Below are 18,206 nucleotides of genomic sequence, written 5' to 3'. Positions count from 1 at the left end.
GACCGACCTGCCTCATCATCCTGTTGCCCGCCGGGTCACCCCGTCGCGGATTCGGCGGGTGCGGCACGCCCGGTGGTCGTGGCCGGCGCGAGGCGGCGGTGCCGCGGTAGCACGACGCCGGCGGCGGTGGCCGCGAAGGCGAGCGCGGCGGAGACGCCCATCGCCGGGACGTAGCCGTCGCTGAACACGCCAGCGGTGGCGTAGCCGCCGGCCGTGGCGAAGACGGCACCGGTGAGGGCGACCCCGAACGCGCCGCCGAACTGCCGGAGGGTGCTGAAGGTGCCCGATGCCCGGCCGATGTCCTGCGGCGCGACACGGCTGACGACCGATTTGGTGACGGCGGGAAGGGCCAGCGAGAACCCGAGGCCACCGACGGTCATCGCCACGGCGGTCGTGGCGTAGCCGATGCCGGGCTCGGAGATCAGCGCGATCCAACCCATGCCGACGCCGAGCAGGAGAGTGCCGGCGATGACCAGCGCCCGTTCGCCGATTCGATCGGTGAGCGCGCCCGCCCGTGGCGCGATCAGGAACGGTGCGATGCCCCACGGCAACAGCCGCAAGCCGGCCTGTACCGCGCCGTGGCCGAGGGCGACCTGCTGGAACTGAGCGGTGAAGAAGATCGCGCTGGTCAGCGACGCGTTGATGAAGAACACTGCGGCGTTGCCGGCGGAGAAGGCCGGTGAGCGGAACAACCCCATCGGCAGCATCGGGGCGGGGGTCTTCAACTCCCTGACGACGAACAGGCCACCGAGCACGATCCCGCCGACCAGCGTCGACCGGGTCTCGGCGCTGCTCCATCCGGCCGCGTTGCCGCGTACCAGCGCCCAGGTGACGCCCAGCGCCGACGCGGCGGCCAGGGCCAGACCCGGGAGATCGAGTGTGCCGCCGGGCCCGCGGGCCTCGACGATCCGGCCGAGCACCAGCGGTATCGCGATGAGTGTGAGCGGAACGTTCAGCCAGAAGATCCACTGCCAGGCGAGGTTCTGGGAGATGACGCCGCCCAGAACCGGTCCGGCGATCGCGGCGAGCCCGGTGACGCTGCCGTAGACGCCCGTCGCCCAGCCACGCCGCTCGGGCGGGAAGGCGCCGTTGAGCACGCCCAGCGCGACCGGCATGATCATCGCCGCTCCGGCCCCCTGCACCACCCGCGCCGTGATCAGCGGGCCCGCCTGGGTGGACAGCGCGCACGCGGCCGAGGCCACGGCGAACAGGCCCAGCCCGATCGCGAACATTCGACGCCGCCCGTAGCGGTCGCCCAGCGCCGAGCCGGTCATCAGCAGGACCGCGAAGCTGAGCGTGTAGGCGTTGACGGTCCACTCGAGCTCTTCGAGCGAAGCGCCGAGGTCTCGCTGAACGGCGGGCAGCGCGGTCGCCACCACCAGCATGTCCAGCACCACGACGAACGATGCCAGTGAGCTGAGGGCCAGAGCCCACCGCTGTGCCGGCGTGGAGCGCGTTCTTGTTCCTGCCTTGTCCACGTTCTTCTCCAGAGTTGTTCGGGGTGTTCCGCCTCGCTGTCAGGGGCGGACGAGGCGCAGCGGTCAGGCCGCGGGGCAGTCGTGGTACGCCTCGACGAGCCATCGCCCGGAACGACCGGACAGGACCCACGTGGCGATCGACCAGCGCTCGTCGCCTGGCTCGTTCTCGCCGACGGCGATGGTCACGCTGCGGCTGACCACGATCGCGGTGACGTCGTCGAGGAACCGCACGCCCCGCACGCGATGGACGCGCCGGGTGCCCTTGAGCTGGTCGGCGAACGCCGCCGCCATCGCGGTTCGGAGCACCGCCTTGCTCAGCAGGGCCACCCCGGGCAGTACCGCGGTCGCGTCGTCGGCATAGTGGGCGACGAAAGCGGCCACGTCGTTGTCGACCCACGCGGCCGAGACGGCGTCGATCACCGCTCGCACCGGTTGCTCCGCGGTGTCCGGGCTCGTCGTGGAAGTCATCGGTCGTCCTCTCCTCGGTGTGGGAGGTGCCTCGGGTGACCTGGGGACCAGGCGGATTCGGCAGCTCACCGGTCAGGAATGGAGACTCGGTGGAGGGATCGGACTGGTCGGCCGCCGACGGCGACGTGGGCTTGGCCACACCGCAGCCGCAGCCGATCAGTTCCCGACGGATCGCGGGTCCTTACCAAGACAGGTCAGACCGCAGACGGGTGGAGTGACACATGACCCAGGCAGCGCAGGCTCCGGCGCAGGGGACGGGCGACGAGGAGTTCTCCCGACTCACCGAGCCGTTCCGCCGCGAACTTCTGGCGCACTGCTACCGCATGCTGGGCTCGACGCACGACGCCCAGGACGTCGTCCAGGAGACCTACCTGCGGGCCTGGCGCGGCTTCGCCGGTTTCGAGGGTCGATCGTCGCTGCGGGTCTGGCTGTACCGCATCGCCACCAGCGCCTGCCTCACCACACTGAAGCACCGCAGTCGACGGGTCCTGCCCTCCGGGCTGGGCCCGTCGGGCGACCCGGACCAGCCGTTGACGGTGGCCGGCCCCGACGTCGCCTGGGTCCATCCGCTGCCGGAGGCGGAACTGCCCGGCGCGGATCCCGCCACGATCGTCACCACCCGCAGCAGCGTCCGGCTCGCCCTGGTGGCGGCTCTGCAATATCTTCCGGCCCGACAGCGGGCCGTACTGATCCTGCGCGACGTGCTCGCCTGGCACGCCTCCGAGGTCGCCGACCTGCTCGACACCACTACCGACGCGGTCAACAGCGCGCTCGCGCGGGCCCGCGCGCACCTGGCTCGCACCGGCCTTACCGAGGACATGTTCACCGAACCGGTCGATCCGGCCGACCGGCTGCTGCTCGACCGGTACGCACGGGCCTTCCAGAACGCGGACACGGCGGCGCTGCTACAGGTGTTACGCGAGGACGTCACGATGGAGATGCCGCCACACCTCACCTGGTTCGCCGGACGCGACGCTGTCACTCGCTTCCTCGCCACGACCGTGTTCGGCCGCGCCGGCACGGTCCGCACAATTCCGGCGAGGGCCAACGGTCAGCCGGCGCTCGCCACGTACACCCGGAGCACCGCAGGGCTCTACCACCCGCACAGCCTCCAGGTGCTCACCCCCACCCGAACAGGCGTCTCCCGGATCGTCTCCTTCCACGACCCGAGCCTCTTCGCACCCTGCGGTCTCCCGCCGTGTGTCGACGAGACCGGCCGACCCGTCGCAGGACGGTAGTCCCGCCGGGCCGAGCATCCGTGGGAGGAGAAGCCGCCGGACCCTACGCCCCGGCGGTGTCGGCGACGGCCTGGGCGAAGACCTCGGAGCGGTGCTCGAAGTTGCGGAACCGGCCGTAGCTCGGGGCGGCCGGCGACAGCAGCACCACCCCGCCGGTCGGGGTGACCTCCCGGGACAGTCGCACCGCTTCCACCAGGTCGTCGACCAGTTCCGTGCGCACCTTCGGCAGGTTGGCCAGCGCCTCGACGATCCGCGCGCCGCTGTCCGGGATGCCGATGACGGTCAGCTCGCGCTCGGCCAGGTGCTCGGCCAACGGGGTGTAGTCCAGCCCTCGGTCGTTGCCGCCGACGATCACCGTCAAGGGCCGCCCGTCGTACGCGTCGATGGCGTGCATGGCCGCGTACGGGCTGGTGGCCAGCGTGTCGTCGACGAAGGTCAACCCGGACGGGTCGGTGATCTCGGTGAGCCGGTGGGCCAGCCCCTGGAACTCGGCGACGGCGACGGCGAGGTGGTCCTTGGCGGCCACCACGTCGACACCGAGCGCGTCGAGCACGGCGAGCGCGACGCAGAGGTTGCCCTCGTTGTGCCGGCCCACCAGGGGCAGCACGGCACGCGGGAAGAGTGGGTGGTCACCGAGGTGGAACCAGGGCGTGCCGTCCGCGCCGGTGGCGACGTGGGTGGTGTCGGGCCGGCCGGCCCGGGTCGCGGGCAGGTCACCCAGCTCGGCGGCGAGCCGCGGGTCGCCGCCGTTGACCACGATCGTCTGCGGGTCGTGGGCGAGCAGGTTGAGCTTGTCGCGGTAGTACTCCCGCTCGCCGCCGTGCGCGTCCAGGTGCTCGGGGAACAGCGCGGTGACCACGGCGAGCCGGGGCGAGTCGGTGAGGTCGCTGCACTGGTAGCTGGACAGTTCCAACACGTACAGCTCGGCGTCGGGCAGGTCGAGCGTGGGCACCCCGATGTTGCCGCCGAAGACGTTGGGTCGGCCCATCGCGGTGAGCAGATGGCTGATCAGGCTGGAGGTGGTGCTCTTGCCCTTGCTGCCGGTGACCCCGACGGTGCGGGCGGCGTGGTCGGCCATCCACAGGGCGGTGCCCTGGGTCACCGGGACGCCACGTCGCCGCAGCTCGACCAGCCACGGGTGGGTCTGCGGCACCCCCGGCGAGCGGACCACCACGTCGGCTGCGGTCAGCCGGGCGAACCCCGCCTCGCCGGTCACCAGGGGGGCCGCCTCGGCCAGCGGACCTTCCCACGGCAGCGACAGGAAGTTGGCGCTGTCGTCGACGGCGACCAGATCGGCGGGGCCGTGCGCCGCGATGGCGGTCACAGCAGCCCGGCCCTCCCGACCGGCGCCCCAGACGGCGACGGTACGTCCGCGCAGGTCAGACAGGCGCACGGGGCTCTCCTCGGGGGTCACGGCGGCGGCTGGCGGGGCCCGGTCCGGACACGGCCGGACGAACCAGGGCCTAGTATGGCGTGTGCCCAACGAGCAGCTCCGGCGGATGGACGCCTTCACCTTCCCGTCCTACTCGATCGACTTCGCCACCGGCGAGGTGTTGTTCGACTACGCGCTGACCGGCCCGGCCGGTGAGCAGCGGTTCACCGAGGTGATCACACTTCCGCTGCCGGCGGAGCCGCCGTCGGACGAGACGGTGGCGACCCTCGACCGGGTGCTGGAGGTGCTGCACCTCGTCGCCGGGGTCAGCTACTACAAGGCCGCCGCGCCTCCCCGGCTGGTGCTGCCGGCGCCGCTGGGCGCGGCCACCGTCGACTACGTCACGGCCGTCTACACCAAGGGCCTCGCCGAGTACGCGTACCGCAACGAGCTGCCGTACGTGCTGGAACTGCGTCCGGAGGTGCCGGCCGGCTCACCGGAGTCGCCGCGCGTCTACGACAACTCCGACCGTCGCCCGCTCTCGGCCGTCGGCGGCGGCAAGGACTCGATCGTGAGCTTGGAGGCGCTGCGCCGCGCCGAACTGGACCCGGTGCCGTTCTCGGTGAACCCGAACCACGTGATCGTCGCGGTGAACGAGGCGTCCGGGCTGACCGCGCTCGCCGCCCGTCGGCGGATCGACCCGGTGCTGTTCGACCTCAATGCCAGCGGGGCGTTGAACGGCCACATCCCGGTCACCGCCATCAACTCCCTGATCGCGGTGGCGACCGCTGTGCTGCACGGGCTGGGCCCGGTGGTGATGTCCAACGAGCGCTCGGCGTCCGACCCGAACCTGATCTGGAACGGTCACGAGATCAACCACCAGTGGTCCAAGGGCGTGGAGGCCGAGGGGTTGCTGCGGGGGGCGCTGGCGGAGCACGCCGGGCTCACCGAGCCGTACTTCTCCCTACTGCGGTCGCTGTCGGAGCTGCACATCGCCCGGCTGTTCGCCGAGTTCACCCGGTACGACGACGTGGTGACCAGCTGCAACGCCGCCTTCAAGCTGCGTGACGCGTCCGAGCGCTGGTGCCGCAACTGCCCGAAGTGCCGGTTCGTCTTCCTGGCCATGGCGCCGTTCATGCCCCGGGAGCGGGTCACCCACATCTTCGGCGGGGACCTGCTCGCCGACCCGGACCAGATTCCCGGCTACCGGGAGCTGCTGGGCGTGGACGGGCACAAGCCGTTCGAGTGCGTGGGCGAGGTCGAGGAGTCGGTGGTGGCCCTCGGCCTGCTCGCCGAGCAGGACCAGTGGCGCGACGCCCCGGTGATCAAGGCCCTGGTGGAGGCGGTCCCCGCCACAGCCTGGTCCGCAGTGGCGCACACGGACGTCTTCACCCCCGGCGGCCCCAACCACATCCCCCCAACCTACGCAAAAGCCCTAACCGCCCTCTCCTAACCCACCCCCCCAACCCACCCCCCCACCCACCCCCACCCGGCCTCCGCGCGGGCGCTCCGCCCCACTCCGCCTGCTCCCGGTGATCAAGAGGTTTGCGTCAGGAAAGACGGCTTTCCTGACGCGAACCTCTTGATCAACAGGGCTGAGAGGGGGTGGGGGTGGGGTGGGGGGTGGGGTGGGGGTCTGGGTTAGGGGGCGCGGACTGCTTCTAGGGCTAGGAGGGCCACGTGGAGGGAGAGGCTGGCCTCTACCGAGTCGAGGTCCACGTCGAGGATGCGGGCTATCCGGGCGAGGCGTTCGTAGAAGGCCGGTCGGGACAGGTGCGCGGCCGCCGCGCCGGCGGATTTGTTGCGCCCCTGCTCCAGGTACGCGCGCAGGGTGTCGAGGAGCCGCTCCCGGGGGTGCTGGGCGTCGTACTCCAGGAGCGGGCCGAGTTCCCGCTCGACGAAGGTCTGGAGTCGGGGCTCGTCACGCAGCAGGTGCAGCAGGCCGGCCAGACCCACGTGCGGCAGCCGGAAGACGGGCAGGTCACGCCGGTCCCGGCGGGCGGCCTCGGCGATCTGCCGCGCCTCCACCAGCGACCGCCGGGCCTCGCGCAGGCTGCTCACCCCGGACCCGGCGGCCACGAAGACCCCGACCGGGGCGTTGGACACGGCCCGGCCTGTGGCGCCCTCGAGGCGTACCCGACGAAGGGCCTCGGCGAACGCGGACAGCGCGCGGTCCTCGGCGGCCGGGTCGGTCAGGGCCAGCAGCGCGCCCACCGAGTTGTCGTCGACGGCGCTGGTCAGTGCCGTCAATTTGGCCTCCCGCAGCGCCTGGCCGACGGCCTCGGAGAGGTCGCGTAGCCGGGCCTGGCCGGCTTCGGGGCCGCCGTCCGCGGCAGAATCGTCGGTTCGGTGGCGGACCAGCACGCCGACGAGGTGCCGACGGTCCAGCGTCACACCGAGCGCCTTGGCGCGCAGCGCCACCTCGTCGACCGGCCGGGAGTGGTCGAGCAGGGCGGTGAGCAGGGTGCGGTGCAGCTGTCGTTCCAGCCCTTCGGCGTCGCGGCGGATCAACCGGCCCAGCGCGAGGGTGGACGCGGCCCGCTCGACGAGGATGCTCAGCCGATTGGGGGGAGCGTCGGTGGGCGCGTCGCCGCTCGCCGGCCAGCGCAGCAGCAGCCGTCCCCAATCCTGGCCCCGCGCGCCGACGACGGTCACCAGCCAGCCACTGTCCGGGTCGTACGCGGTCCGGCCGGCGGGCCGGATGCGCCGGGAGTGCTGCTCCCAGCCGTCCAGCAGCAGCTCCGCGCTCTCCCCCGCCGGGTCGTATCCGAGGACCTGCCGGGACAGGTTCTCCAGCACGACCGGGCAGCCGGACAACTCGGCGGCCTGCCGGATCACCTCGGCGGCCTCGGCGCCCTCGACGGAGAGGTCGGTGAACCGCTGGTGGATCTCCTCGGCGGCCCGCAGCTCGGTGAGCTGCGCGTCGACGATCAGCGCGTGCACGGCCTCGGTGATCCGCACGAACGGGGTGGCCCGGCGTAGCTCGACCAGGGGTAGGCCGCGCCGTTCGGCGGCGGCGGTCATCACCCGGGGTACGCCGCTGACGTAGCGGCGGCCCAGTTCGACGACGAGTCCGGAGACGCCCACGTCGGCGAGGTCGCCGATGAACGCGCGCAGTCCCGCGTCGTCGGCCGGCAGGCCGATGCCGGTGGTGAGCACCAGTTCGCCGCCGCCGAGGAGGGTGGCGATGTCGGGGACCTCGGCGACGTGCACCCAGCGGACCGGCCGGTCCAGCCCGGCGTCCCCGGCGACCACCCGCGGGGCGCCGTGGCGGACCGGGTCCAGGGCCAGGACCTCACGCACGGTAGGGAACACGGCCGACACGCTACCGTGCGTGACCCCGGACCTCGGCCTGCCGGTACCGGTCAGTCGACGCCGAACTCCATGGCGGCGCGGTCGAGCGCCTCGTCCGCGGCGGTGGCGACGCCTCGGGAGGCGATGGCTTCCGCGCCGCCCTCCGGCATCGCGCCGATCAGTCCGGTGGAGGCTGCCTGTGCGGCCCCGATCATCCGCTCGCTTCCCGCGCCACCGACCATGCCGAGGGAGGCGTACTGCTCCAGCTTCGCCCGCGAGTCGGCGATGTCGAGGTTGCGCATGGTGAGCTGGCCGATCCGGTCCGACGGGCCGAACGCCGAGTCCTCGGTGCGCTCCATCGACAGCTTGTCCGGGTGGTAGCTGAACGCGGGGCCGGTGGTGTCGAGGATCGAGTAGTCCTCGCCCCGGCGCAGCCGCAGGGTCACCTCACCGGTGACGGCCGTGCCGACCCAGCGCTGCAACGACTCGCGCAGCATCAGCGCCTGCGGGTCCAGCCAGCGACCCTCGTACATGAGGCGGCCGAGGCGGCGACCCTCGCTGTGGTAGTTGGCCAGGGTGTCCTCGTTGTGGATGGCGTTGACCAGCCGCTCGTACGCGGTGTGCAGCAGCGCCATCCCGGGCGCCTCGTAGATGCCCCGGCTCTTGGCCTCGATGATCCGGTTCTCGATCTGGTCGGACATGCCCAGGCCGTGCCGGCCGCCGATGGCGTTGGCCTCCAGCACCAGGTCGACGGCGCTGCCGAACTCCTTGCCGTTGATCGTCACCGGGCGGCCCTGGTCGAAGCCGATCGTGACGTCCTCGGTGGGGATCTCCACCGACGGGTCCCAGAACCGGACGCCCATGATCGGGCTGACCGTCTCGATGCCGGTGTCGAGGTGCTCCAGGGTCTTCGCCTCGTGCGTGGCGCCCCAGATGTTGGCGTCGGTGGAGTACGCCTTCTCGGTGCTGTCCCGGTACGGCAGGCCGCGCTCGATCAGCCACTCGGACATCTCCTTGCGCCCACCCAGCTCGGTGACGAAGTCGGTGTCGAGCCACGGCTTGTAGATGCGCAGCATCGGGTTGGCCAGCAGGCCGTAGCGGTAGAACCGCTCGATGTCGTTGCCCTTGAAGGTCGAGCCGTCGCCCCAGATCTGGACGTCGTCGGCGATCATCGCGCGGACCAGCAGGGTGCCGGTCACCGCCCGACCCAGCGGGGTGGTGTTGAAGTAGGAGCGTCCGCCCGAGCGGATGTGGAAGGCGCCGCAGGTCAGCGCGGCGAGGCCCTCCTCGACCAGGGCGGCGCGGCAGTCGACGAGTCGGGCGACCTCGGCGCCGTAGCTGAGCGCACGGCCGGGGACCGAGCCGATGTCGGGCTCGTCGTACTGGCCGATGTCGGCGGTGTACGCGCAGGGGACGGCGCCCTTGTCGCGCATCCACGCGACCGCGACCGAGGTGTCGAGGCCGCCGGAGAAGGCGATGCCGACACGTTCGCCGATGGGCAGGGAGGTGAGAACCTTAGACACGGGGAAGATTATTCAACAAGACGCATGATCATGCAAGCGGATCGTCGCGTCCCAGTTCCCAGAACGCCACGGCCGCCGCCGCGGCGACGTTCAACGAGTCCACTCCACGCCGCATCGGCAGGACCACCCGCACGTCGCTGGCCGCCTGCGCCGCCGCCGTCAGGCCGGGCCCCTCGGCGCCCAGCAGCAGCGCCGCCCGCTCGCGCTGCGCCGGGGTCAACCGCTGCATGGGTACGGCGTCCGGCGCGGGCGTCATGGCGAGAACGGTGAACCCCGCCTCCCGTACCTCGTCGAGACCGGCCGGCCAGCGGTCGAGCTTGGCGTACGGCAACGCGAAGACCTCCCCCATGCTCACCCGCACGCTGCGCCGGTAGAGCGGGTCGGCGCAGGACGGCGACAGCAGCACCGCGTCGATACCCAACGCGGCGGCCCCCCGGAAGATCGCGCCCAGGTTCGTGTGGTTGTTGACGTCCTCGAGGATCACCACCCGGCGCGCGCCGGCGAGCACCTCGGCCGCCGTCGGCAGCGAGCGGCGGTGGAACGACGCCAGCACCCCCCGGTGTACGTGGAAGCCGGTGGCCCGTTGCAGCACGTCCTGGGTGGCGGCGTAGACGGGCGCGTCGCCGGTGTCCAGGTCGGCGAGCTGGTCGACGCGCTTGGCGTCGACCAGGTACGACCGGGCCGGATAGCCGGCCCGCAGCGCCCGGCGCAGCACCAGCTCGCCTTCGGCGATGAACAGGCCGTGCGGAGGCTCCCAGCGGGTGCGCAGCTCGACGTCGGTGAGCGCGCGGTAGTCGGCGATCCGGTCGTCGTCAGGGTCGGTGATCTGGTGGACGGGCACCCGACGATTCTGCCGGACGGCCGGCGGCCGTCCCGACGTCCGCCCGGCGGGGGTGTTTTGTCCGGTCGAGAAGGGGAACGACCGGTGGGGTACCGGACGCCACGGGAAGGACCAGCCAGGTGAGCGCAGAGCACACGGCAGCGGCCGAAGGGGGCACCCTGCCCCGCCGTCCGACCGTCGCGGACCACATCGTCTCCCGCCTGTTCAGCTGGGGCGTACGCCGGTACTTCGGCTATCCGGGAGACGGCATCAACGGCATCACCTCCGCCCTGCAACGCACCAACGAACGCGCCCAGTTCGTCCAGGTGCGGCACGAGGAGACCGCCGGGTTCGCCGCGTCCGCGCACGTCAAGTACGGCGGCGGCCCACTCGGCTGCGCGCTGGTGACCAGCGGCCCCGGCGCCATCCACCTGCTCAACGGCCTGTACGACGCCAAGCTCGACCACCAACCCGTGGTCGCCCTGCTCGGGCACACGGCGGTCACCGCCGAGGGCGGCGGCTACTACCAGGAGGTCGACCTGCTGGCCCTCTACAAGGACGTGGCGGCGGCCTTCCTGGCCCAGCTCGACCACCCCGCGCAGGTCCGCCACCTCGTCGACCGGGCGTGCCGCACGGCGCTGTCCCGTCGGACGGTGACCGCGCTGGTGCTCCCCTCCGACATCCAGGACGAGCCGGCCGTCGTGGATCCCCCGCACGCGCACGGTTACTACCACACCAGCAACGTGCCGAGCAGTACGCCGACCGTCCCGCCGACGGCCGACCTGCGCCGCGCCGCCGAGGTGCTGCGCGGCGGCGAACGGGTGGCCATGCTGGTCGGTCAGGGCGCGCTCGGGGCCGAGGCCGAGGTACGCGAGATCGCCCACCGGCTCGGCGCCGGGGTCGCCACCGCGCTGCTCGGCTTCACCGTCGTCGACCATCGCGAGCCGTGGGTGACCGGCGCGATCGGGCTGCTCGGGACCCGGCCGAGTTGGCAGCTCATGACCGGCTGCGACCGGCTGCTGATCGTGGGCAGCAACATGCCGTACTCGGAGTTCTACCCGCCGCCCGGCCAGGCCCGCGCGGTGCAGATCGACCTGGACGGCACGCAGCTCGGCCTGCGGTACCCGACCGAGGTGAACCTGACCGGCGACGCCCGCCCCACCCTGCGGGCGCTGCTGGACGAGCTGGGCCCCGGCCCCGGGCCGACCGCCTGGCGGGCGGAGATCGCCGAGGCCACCTCGGCGTGGCGACGCGCCCAGCGCGACCTGGCCGGGCAGCGCGCCGACCCGGTCAACCCGCAACTGCTGTTCAGCACCCTCAGCGATCGGCTCCCCGACGACGCGATGCTCGCCGTGGACTGCGGCACGGCGACCGCCTGGTACGCCCGGCACGTGCAGGTCCGGCCCGGGATGCTGGCCAGTCTCTCCGGCACGCTGCTGTCCATGGGCGGCGCGATGCCGTACGCGCTGAGCGCGAAGTTCGCCCACCCGGACCGGCCGCTGATCGCGATGATCGGCGACGGGGCCATGCAGATGAACGGCGTCAACGAGCTGATCACGGTGGCGAAGTACTGGCGCGGCTGGGCCGACCCACGGTTCGTGGTGCTGGTGCTCAACAACCGGGACCTGGCGTTCGTCAGCTGGGAGCAGCGCTCCTCGGAGGGGACGCCGATGTTCCCGGACAGCCAACAGCTCCCGGACATCGGCTACCACCAGTGGGCCGAGGTGCTCGGGTTGCATGGTGAGCTGGTCGACTCGCCGGATCAGATCCCGGGCGTATGGGACCGGGCGCTCGCCGCCGACCGTCCGGTGGTCATCAACGCGCTGGTCGACCCGGCCGAGCTGATGCTGCCGCCACACTTCACCGCCGAGCAGGCCCGCAAGACCGCCGCGGCGGTGCTACGCGGCGACACCGACTGGGCCGGCATCATCCGCCGCGGCCTGCCCGCGACGATCGCCAGCTACCGCCCCCGCCGCCGGGAACGCTGACCCACCCCCTCCCCCTCCCCCTTCCCCTAGCCCTCCCCCCGCGATCTTGCACTTTCGGTGGGGACAAAGCGCCATAGGGGCGGCGAATCGGCAACCGAAAGTGCAAGATCGCCGGGGATGGTGGGTGGGACGGGGTGCGGGCGAGGCGTCGCTAGTCGCGGTCCCCGTCGCGGCTAGCGCTGACCGGGCCGGACAGGGCTTCCCGCGCGGCTTGGAGGATCTCCGCCGACAGGGGCGTCTGGCCCGTCGCACGGGCCAGCGTGAGCGCACCGACCATCGTCGCGAGATCGACAAGCGCCACCCGACGGGCGTCGGGCCCGTCTCGGCCGGGCGCATCCTCGATGTCAGTCAATCGCCTGATGGTCTCCTGGACACCCTCCGCGTACGACGTCCGGAGCGGGCTGTCGGCGGGTGACCGGGCGGCGTCAGCGGCCAGCGCGGTATTGGCACATCCCGTGCCGGGTGTGTCGCGATGCTCGGGTGACAGGTAGTGCCGCAGCAGCGCGTTCCGCGCTTCCGACCGGTCGGGGAAATCGTCGGAGAGTTGGTCCAGCAGGGCCAGGAGTTCGCCGAAGGCCGTCGCGGCGGCGATGCCCAACAACTCGTCCTTCGAGCTGAAGTGCTTGTAGAACCCGCCGTGGGTCAGCCCGGCGGCACCCATGAGGTCCTGCACGCTCATGCCCGCCGCGCCGCGTTCACGGAGCAGCCTCGACGTGGCGGCCACCACTTCCTCGCGGTGCCTCGCCGCTTCCGCACGGGACGTCCTGCCCATCGCGCCCCCCCTCTCACCAGTCGACCCCCCAACTATAGAGGACGACCCTAATCCAAAACTTGCCGCAGCTGCGCGCCTCGGTTAGATTATGGGCGTCATCCAAAATTCGAGGACTGGAGGTCCCCATGAGCACCTACCTGATCAACCACCTGCGCATCCCTGGCGGCATCCCGAACGAGGCGGGGCTGTCGTACCTGGAGCAGGTCGAGGCCACCGTGCACCCGTACGGCGGCAAGTGGCTCGCCCAGGGCGACGTGGACGTGGTCGAGGGAGCTTGGCCCGGCTCCGTCGTCCTGATGGAGTTCCCCAGCCGCGCCGACGCCGAGAAGTGGTACAACTCGCCCGAGTACCAGGCGATCCTGCCGCTTCGGATGAACAACGCGATCTCGGACATCATCCTGGTCGACAGCCTGGCCTCGGACTTCACCGTCGCCGGTTTCGCCCAGCAGGTGCGCGCAGCGATCTCGGCAGCCGCTACCAACCGCTGAGGCCGCGCCCGGTCACGTCGCCGCCCGAGGTCACCGCCAAGCTCGGCGGTGACCTCGGGCGTGACCGAGGCCAGCCAGCGGGCGTGTGGAAAGAGCACGGCGGCCCGGCCCGAGGTGAGCCAGGCCGCCGCTGGATCCGGGGTCAGCCCCGACGGTCGAGCCAGCGTTGCAGGGCCGAGAGCGGGTCCTGGTCCGGGGTGGGCTGCTGGCGTTCGGGGACGGCCGGGCGCTCCACCGGGCGGCGGGGCTCGCCGGCCAACTCCTTGCTGGGGGCGGTGAACGCCTTCTCCGGCTGGCCCTTCACGGCGGTGGCGATGACCCGCGCGACCGCGTCGATCACCTTGCTCTGCACCGCCGAACCCACCGAGTCGGCCGGGTCGTCAGGGTTGGCCGCGATGCCCGCGACGGCCACCTGCGGGGTGAAGCCGACGAACGTCTCGGTGGCGTTCTCCTCCGAGCTGCCCGTCTTACCGGCCACCGGACGGCCGTCGAGAATGTCGTTCACACCGGTGGCGGTGCCGCCGTTGCACTGCCCGTACGGCGACTGCTGGCCCACGGGGCAGCGGGCCGCGTCGGTCGCGGCGCGCGCCACGTCGGCGTCGAGGACCTTTTTGCAGGACGGCTCACCGACCGGCACCTTCGTGCCCTTCGCGTCGGTCACCGAGACCACCGGCACCGGCGTGCAGTAGGTGCCCTCGGCGGCCACCGTGGCGTACGCGTTGGCCAGGTCGAGGGGGGTGGTGGCAGCCACGCCGAGGGTGAACGATCCCCAGTTCGCCGCGTTGTTCTTGGCGAAGGCGGCGTCGGTGTCGGCGCGGAACGTGATGCCGAGCCGCTGCGCCATCTCGACCACCTTGTCCTGGCCCACCTGCTCGGCCAGCCACACGAAGTACGTGTTCACCGAACGGCCGAAGCCGTCCCACATCATCCGGTACCCGTCCATCCACGCCGGGTTGGCGTTCGCCGGGCACCACTTGCCGTCACAACTGCCCGGCCCCTCGGCCGGGTACCGGGTGGGCAGCTTGGCGGGGGCGTCGAACCCGGTGGAGAGGGTACGGCCCGACTCCAGCGCCGCGAGCATGGTGAACAGCTTGAACGTCGAGCCCGCCTGGTACCCGTCCACGCTGGCCCCACCGGAGATCAGCGGGTTGACGGTGTTGGGGTAGTTGCCCTGCCCGGCCGGGTTGTCGGCGAGGCTGTAGTGCCGGTTGACCGCCATGGCGAGCACCCGCCCCGTGCCCGGCTGGACGGCCGCGATCGGCAGGGCGCGCTTGTTGTCGTACCCGTAGACCTTGGTGGCCTGCTGCTGCGCGGTGGCCTGGATCTTCGGGTCGAGCGACGTGACGACGGTGTAGCCGCCCGCGCGCAGGGCCTGCTCGCGCTCGGCGGGGGTGGCGCCGAACGCCGGCTGGGTCAGCCACCACTGGCGCAGGTAGTCGCAGAAGTAGCCCCAGTCGTCGTGGCCCTGGGCGACGGCGGTGCAGCCGTTGGGCTGGGCGGTGGGGTGCAGAGCCAGCGGCTCGACCTTGGCCTGGGCGGCCTGCGCGGCGGTGATCGCCCCGGTGGCGACCATCGAGTCCAGCACGTACGACCGGCGGGCGAGGGCCTGGTCCTTGTCGCCGCTGATCGGGCTGTACGCGTCCGGGGACTGCACCAGACCGGCGAGCAGGGCCGACTCGGCGAGGGTCAACTGCGCCGGGGGCTTGCCGAAGTAGCGCTGGCTGGCCGCCGCGATCCCGTAGGCGCCGGAGCCGAAGTAGGCGATGTTCAGGTACCGGCCGAGGATCTCGTCCTTGCCGAGGCTCTTGTCCAGCGCGCCCGCGTACCGAATCTCCTGGATCTTCCGACCGACGGTGGGGTCGGTCGCGGCGGCCCGCTCCTCGGCGGTGCGGGTGGGGTCGGTCTTGAGGACGTTACGGACGTACTGCATGGTCAGCGTCGAGCCGCCCTGCTCGGTGCCACCGCCCTTGACGTTTGCGACCAGCGCCCGGGCCAGGCCGCGCAGGTCCGCGCCACCGTGGTCGTAGAACCGCCGGTCCTCGGCCGCCACGATCGCCTGCCGCATCACCGGGGCGACGTCCGCCAACGCGACGTCCGTCCGGTTCACGTCGTAGAACGTGGTGAGCAGCGTCTTGCCGTCGTTGGCGTAGAGGTAGGAGCGCTGCGGCGTCGCCGGGGTGCGCAGCGCGTCGGGCAGCGCGGCGTACGAACTGAGCGCGGCGCGCGCGGTGAACCCGACCAGCAAGTTGCCCGGCAGCGCCGCGGCGGCCAGGACCAACCCGGCCAGCAGGCCGGTGAGCAGCACGGTGAACAGCCGCGACAGCGGCGAGCGGGGGGCGGCCATGCAACCCAGGATTGCCACAAATAACGCCAACCGACCACCCCCTGTAGCCAACCTCACCCCAACTCCCCCACCCCACCCCACCCCACCCCCGCCCACCCCCACTGCCACCCGGTGATCAAGAGGTTTGCGTCAGGTAAGGGCCGATTCTTGACGCGAACCTCTTGATCACCGAGGCGAGGCGAGGTGGGGCGAGGTGGGTGGGCGCGGGTTGGGGGTTGGGGGTTGGGGGGGTTAGGGGGTTGGGGGGGTGGAGAGGCTGGCGTTGGCGGCGTCGTCGGCGGTTTGGCGGGGCATCAGGCGGCCGCTGCGGTAGCCGATGCCGATGCCGGCGATCAGCACGAAGATCGCGCCGAACGTCTGGAGCGACCCGATCAGGGCGCCGCCGAGGCCGAGCAGCGGCGCGGCGATGATCAGCATGACCCCGTCGCCGAGGCTGAAGGTGCCCGAGCGGGCCACCGCCCACCCGGTGAGGAACCACCCCGCGCTGTAGAAGGTCGCGCCGAGCAGCACCAGCGACCGCGCGGTGGTGCCGAAGACCGGCGTCTGCTCCTCGAACCCGGCGAACGGCAGCATCAGCACCGTGCCGGCGATGCTGACCAGCAGCCCGGCGGCGGCCACCCGCCGGCTGCGGGTCGCGGCCAGCAGGCCGGTGAGGGCCAGCAGCGCGAGCAGGCCGAGCCAGACCGCCGCCACCCAGCCGATCAGGTACACCGCCTGGCCGTCCGCCGGATACGGGTCGTTGCCCACCCCGCCGTCGCTGGCCATCGCCACCGCGCCGTAGAGGATGGCGTACGCGGGCAGCAGCCACACCGCGGCCCGCGCGAACCGGCGTACCGACCAGGCCCAACTGGCGTTCGTGGCGGGCGCGAGCGGGCTGGGCTCGCCGACGAATGGCAGTACGCCGAAGCCGCCGCCGCTGCGCCGGGAGCCCAGTGGCGCGACCGGATCGTGCGCGCCGGGTACGGGGGCCGAGGACCACATCCGATTCGCCGGATCCTTCATGCGTCACCTCGCTCGTCCACGAGCGGTGCGGGACGCGCCGGGGCGCCCCGATTGCCTGGTCACCACCCGTCCTAGGACCGATCGTGGCAGGCGTCGGAGCGCCCCATGAGCCTTTCTCGCATTTACCTCCGGCGTCCGGACCCCGGCCCGGCACCGCCCGGCCAGCCGCACCCACTCGACGCCGCCGGACGCGCTTTACCCGGCGCTCGACGCCGCCGGACGCGCTTACCCGGCACTCGACGCCGCCGGACGCGCTTTACCCGGCGCTCGGTGCCGCGCGGCGGCCCGCACCGCGCGGCCCGGGTGCCGGGTCAGCCGCGCTCGCGCTGGTCCGTCGGGTCGTTGACCAGACTGTCCGGGGTGACCGGCTCCGGCGCGGGCAGGCCCTGCGGCTTGTTGCCGCCGGTGGCCTGCGCCTCGGCGACGCGTACCTCGTCGTGGATCTGCTGGGCGGCGGCGGCAGCAGCCTGCGCCGCCGCCGCGGCCTCGCGCTCGACCTGGCTCGCGTGGTCGGCGGCCTCCGGCGCGGGCACGTCACCCACCATCTGGCTCAGCCCACCGAGCGCGCCACCCATGCCCTCCAGCGCCTTGGTCAGCTCGGCCGGCACGATCCAGACCTTGTTGGCGCTGCCCTGTGCGATCTGCGGCAGCGCCTGCAGGTACTGGTAGGCGAGGACCTTCTGGCTCGGGTTCGCCTGGTGGATCGCGTCGAACACCGTCCGGATCGCCTTCGCCTGGCCCTCGGCCTGCAGGATCCGGGCCTGCCGGTCACCGTCAGCCCGCAGCACCGCGGACTGCTTCTCGCCCTCGGCGGTGAGGATCTGCGACTGCTTGTGCCCCTCGGCCGTGAGGATCGCGGCGCGGCGGTCCCGCTCGGCGCGCATCTGCTTCTCCATCGAGTCGCGGATGCTGGCCGGCGGCTCGATCGCCTTGATCTCGACCCGGGTCACCTTGATGCCCCAGCGGCCGGTCGTCTCGTCCAGCACCCCGGAGAGGTGCCGGTTGATCTCGTCGCGGCTGGTCAGCGCCCGCTCCAGATCGAGCGAGCCGATCACGTTGCGCAGCGTGGTCACCGTCAACTGCTCGATCGCCTGGAGGAAGCTGGAGATCTCGTACGTCGCCCGGACCGGGTCGACCACCTTGAAGTAGAGGACCGTGTCGATCGAGACCACCAGGTTGTCCGAGGTGATCACCGGCTGCGGCGGGAAGCTGACCACCTGCTCGCGCATGTCGACCTTGGTACGGACCGCGTCGATGAACGGCACCAGCAGGTTGAGACCGGGGCTGAGGGTGCGCTTGTACTTGCCGAGCCGTTCCACCACGTCATGGCGCTGCTGCGGCACGATCCGCACCGCCTTGGCCAGCGTTATCACGGCGATCAGCGCCACCGCGATCACCAGCACCCCGAATATCGTCATC

General features: G+C 72.0%; 14 protein-coding genes. 4 read left to right on the top strand and 10 right to left on the bottom strand.

Annotated features, from left to right (window positions below):
- Positions 1-35 precede the first annotated feature (35 nt).
- Complete coding sequence (locus AB0I89_RS19135) at positions 36-1,478, bottom strand: MFS transporter (RefSeq protein ID WP_357128165.1); 1,443 nt, start codon at positions 1,476-1,478, stop codon at positions 36-38.
- Positions 1,479-1,541: 63 nt separating this feature from the next.
- Entirely contained in the window at positions 1,542-1,946 is a 405-nt protein-coding gene (locus tag AB0I89_RS19130) for an SgcJ/EcaC family oxidoreductase (RefSeq protein WP_357128162.1), read from the bottom strand.
- 221 nt (positions 1,947-2,167) lie between these two features.
- Here AB0I89_RS19130 and AB0I89_RS19125 point away from each other — a divergent pair, with 221 nt between their 5' ends.
- The gene (locus AB0I89_RS19125) at positions 2,168-3,184 is read left to right on the top strand and encodes a sigma-70 family RNA polymerase sigma factor (RefSeq protein ID WP_357128159.1); all 1,017 of its coding nucleotides are present in this window, start codon (positions 2,168-2,170) and stop codon (positions 3,182-3,184) included.
- Between the two features lie 43 nt (positions 3,185-3,227).
- On the opposite strand, the gene murD is transcribed toward AB0I89_RS19125, so the two are convergent.
- Positions 3,228-4,577, bottom strand: a complete 1,350-nt coding sequence (murD, locus tag AB0I89_RS19120) for a UDP-N-acetylmuramoyl-L-alanine--D-glutamate ligase (RefSeq protein WP_357128156.1) — start codon at positions 4,575-4,577, stop codon at positions 3,228-3,230.
- An 82-nt stretch (positions 4,578-4,659) separates the two neighbouring features.
- On the opposite strand from murD, the gene AB0I89_RS19115 reads away from it, so the two are divergent.
- Positions 4,660-6,009, top strand: coding sequence for a hypothetical protein (locus tag AB0I89_RS19115; RefSeq protein ID WP_357128153.1), 1,350 nt, complete (start codon positions 4,660-4,662; stop codon positions 6,007-6,009).
- Between the two features lie 188 nt (positions 6,010-6,197).
- On the opposite strand, the gene AB0I89_RS19110 is transcribed toward AB0I89_RS19115, so the two are convergent.
- From AB0I89_RS19110 to AB0I89_RS19100, 3 genes are read right to left on the bottom strand one after another with little or no spacing between them, the layout of a single operon-like run.
- Complete coding sequence (locus AB0I89_RS19110) at positions 6,198-7,880, bottom strand: PucR family transcriptional regulator ligand-binding domain-containing protein (protein ID WP_357128150.1); 1,683 nt, start codon at positions 7,878-7,880, stop codon at positions 6,198-6,200.
- 41 nt (positions 7,881-7,921) lie between these two features.
- The gene (gene argG, locus AB0I89_RS19105; RefSeq protein WP_357128147.1) at positions 7,922-9,373 is read right to left on the bottom strand and encodes an argininosuccinate synthase; all 1,452 of its coding nucleotides are present in this window, start codon (positions 9,371-9,373) and stop codon (positions 7,922-7,924) included.
- A 28-nt stretch (positions 9,374-9,401) separates the two neighbouring features.
- Positions 9,402-10,214 carry an RNA methyltransferase gene (locus AB0I89_RS19100; protein WP_357128144.1) on the bottom strand — a complete coding sequence of 271 codons (813 nt, stop codon included), beginning with the start codon at positions 10,212-10,214 and terminating at the stop codon, positions 9,402-9,404.
- A gap of 119 nt (positions 10,215-10,333) precedes the next feature.
- Between AB0I89_RS19100 and AB0I89_RS19095 the strand changes: the two genes are divergently transcribed.
- Complete coding sequence (locus tag AB0I89_RS19095) at positions 10,334-12,181, top strand: thiamine pyrophosphate-requiring protein (protein ID WP_357128141.1); 1,848 nt, start codon at positions 10,334-10,336, stop codon at positions 12,179-12,181.
- Positions 12,182-12,332: 151 nt separating this feature from the next.
- Here AB0I89_RS19095 and AB0I89_RS19090 read toward each other — a convergent pair whose 3' ends face one another.
- Positions 12,333-12,905, bottom strand: coding sequence for a TetR/AcrR family transcriptional regulator (locus tag AB0I89_RS19090; RefSeq protein ID WP_357128138.1), 573 nt, complete (start codon positions 12,903-12,905; stop codon positions 12,333-12,335).
- A gap of 173 nt (positions 12,906-13,078) precedes the next feature.
- On the opposite strand from AB0I89_RS19090, the gene AB0I89_RS19085 reads away from it, so the two are divergent.
- Positions 13,079-13,441 (top strand): DUF1330 domain-containing protein, encoded by a 363-nt coding sequence (locus AB0I89_RS19085; RefSeq protein ID WP_357128135.1) that lies wholly within the window; start codon positions 13,079-13,081, stop codon positions 13,439-13,441.
- Positions 13,442-13,583: 142 nt separating this feature from the next.
- On the opposite strand, the gene AB0I89_RS19080 is transcribed toward AB0I89_RS19085, so the two are convergent.
- From AB0I89_RS19080 to AB0I89_RS19070, 3 genes are all read right to left on the bottom strand, one after another.
- On the bottom strand, positions 13,584-15,785 hold the full coding sequence (locus AB0I89_RS19080; protein ID WP_357128132.1) for a transglycosylase domain-containing protein: 2,202 nt from the start codon (positions 15,783-15,785) through the stop codon (positions 13,584-13,586).
- Between the two features lie 231 nt (positions 15,786-16,016).
- On the bottom strand, positions 16,017-16,787 hold the full coding sequence (locus AB0I89_RS19075; protein WP_357128129.1) for a hypothetical protein: 771 nt from the start codon (positions 16,785-16,787) through the stop codon (positions 16,017-16,019).
- A gap of 311 nt (positions 16,788-17,098) precedes the next feature.
- A complete protein-coding gene (locus AB0I89_RS19070; RefSeq protein ID WP_357128126.1) occupies positions 17,099-18,205 on the bottom strand; it encodes an SPFH domain-containing protein in 1,107 nt (368 codons plus the stop codon).
- Position 18,206 lies beyond the last annotated feature (1 nt).

The sequence above is a fragment of the Micromonospora sp. NPDC049801 genome (genome assembly GCF_040656575.1).
In the GTDB taxonomy this organism is placed as follows: domain Bacteria; phylum Actinomycetota; class Actinomycetes; order Mycobacteriales; family Micromonosporaceae; genus Micromonospora.
Note: the sequence above shows the minus strand (reverse complement) of the source record. Positions and strands in the feature narration are given on the sequence as shown.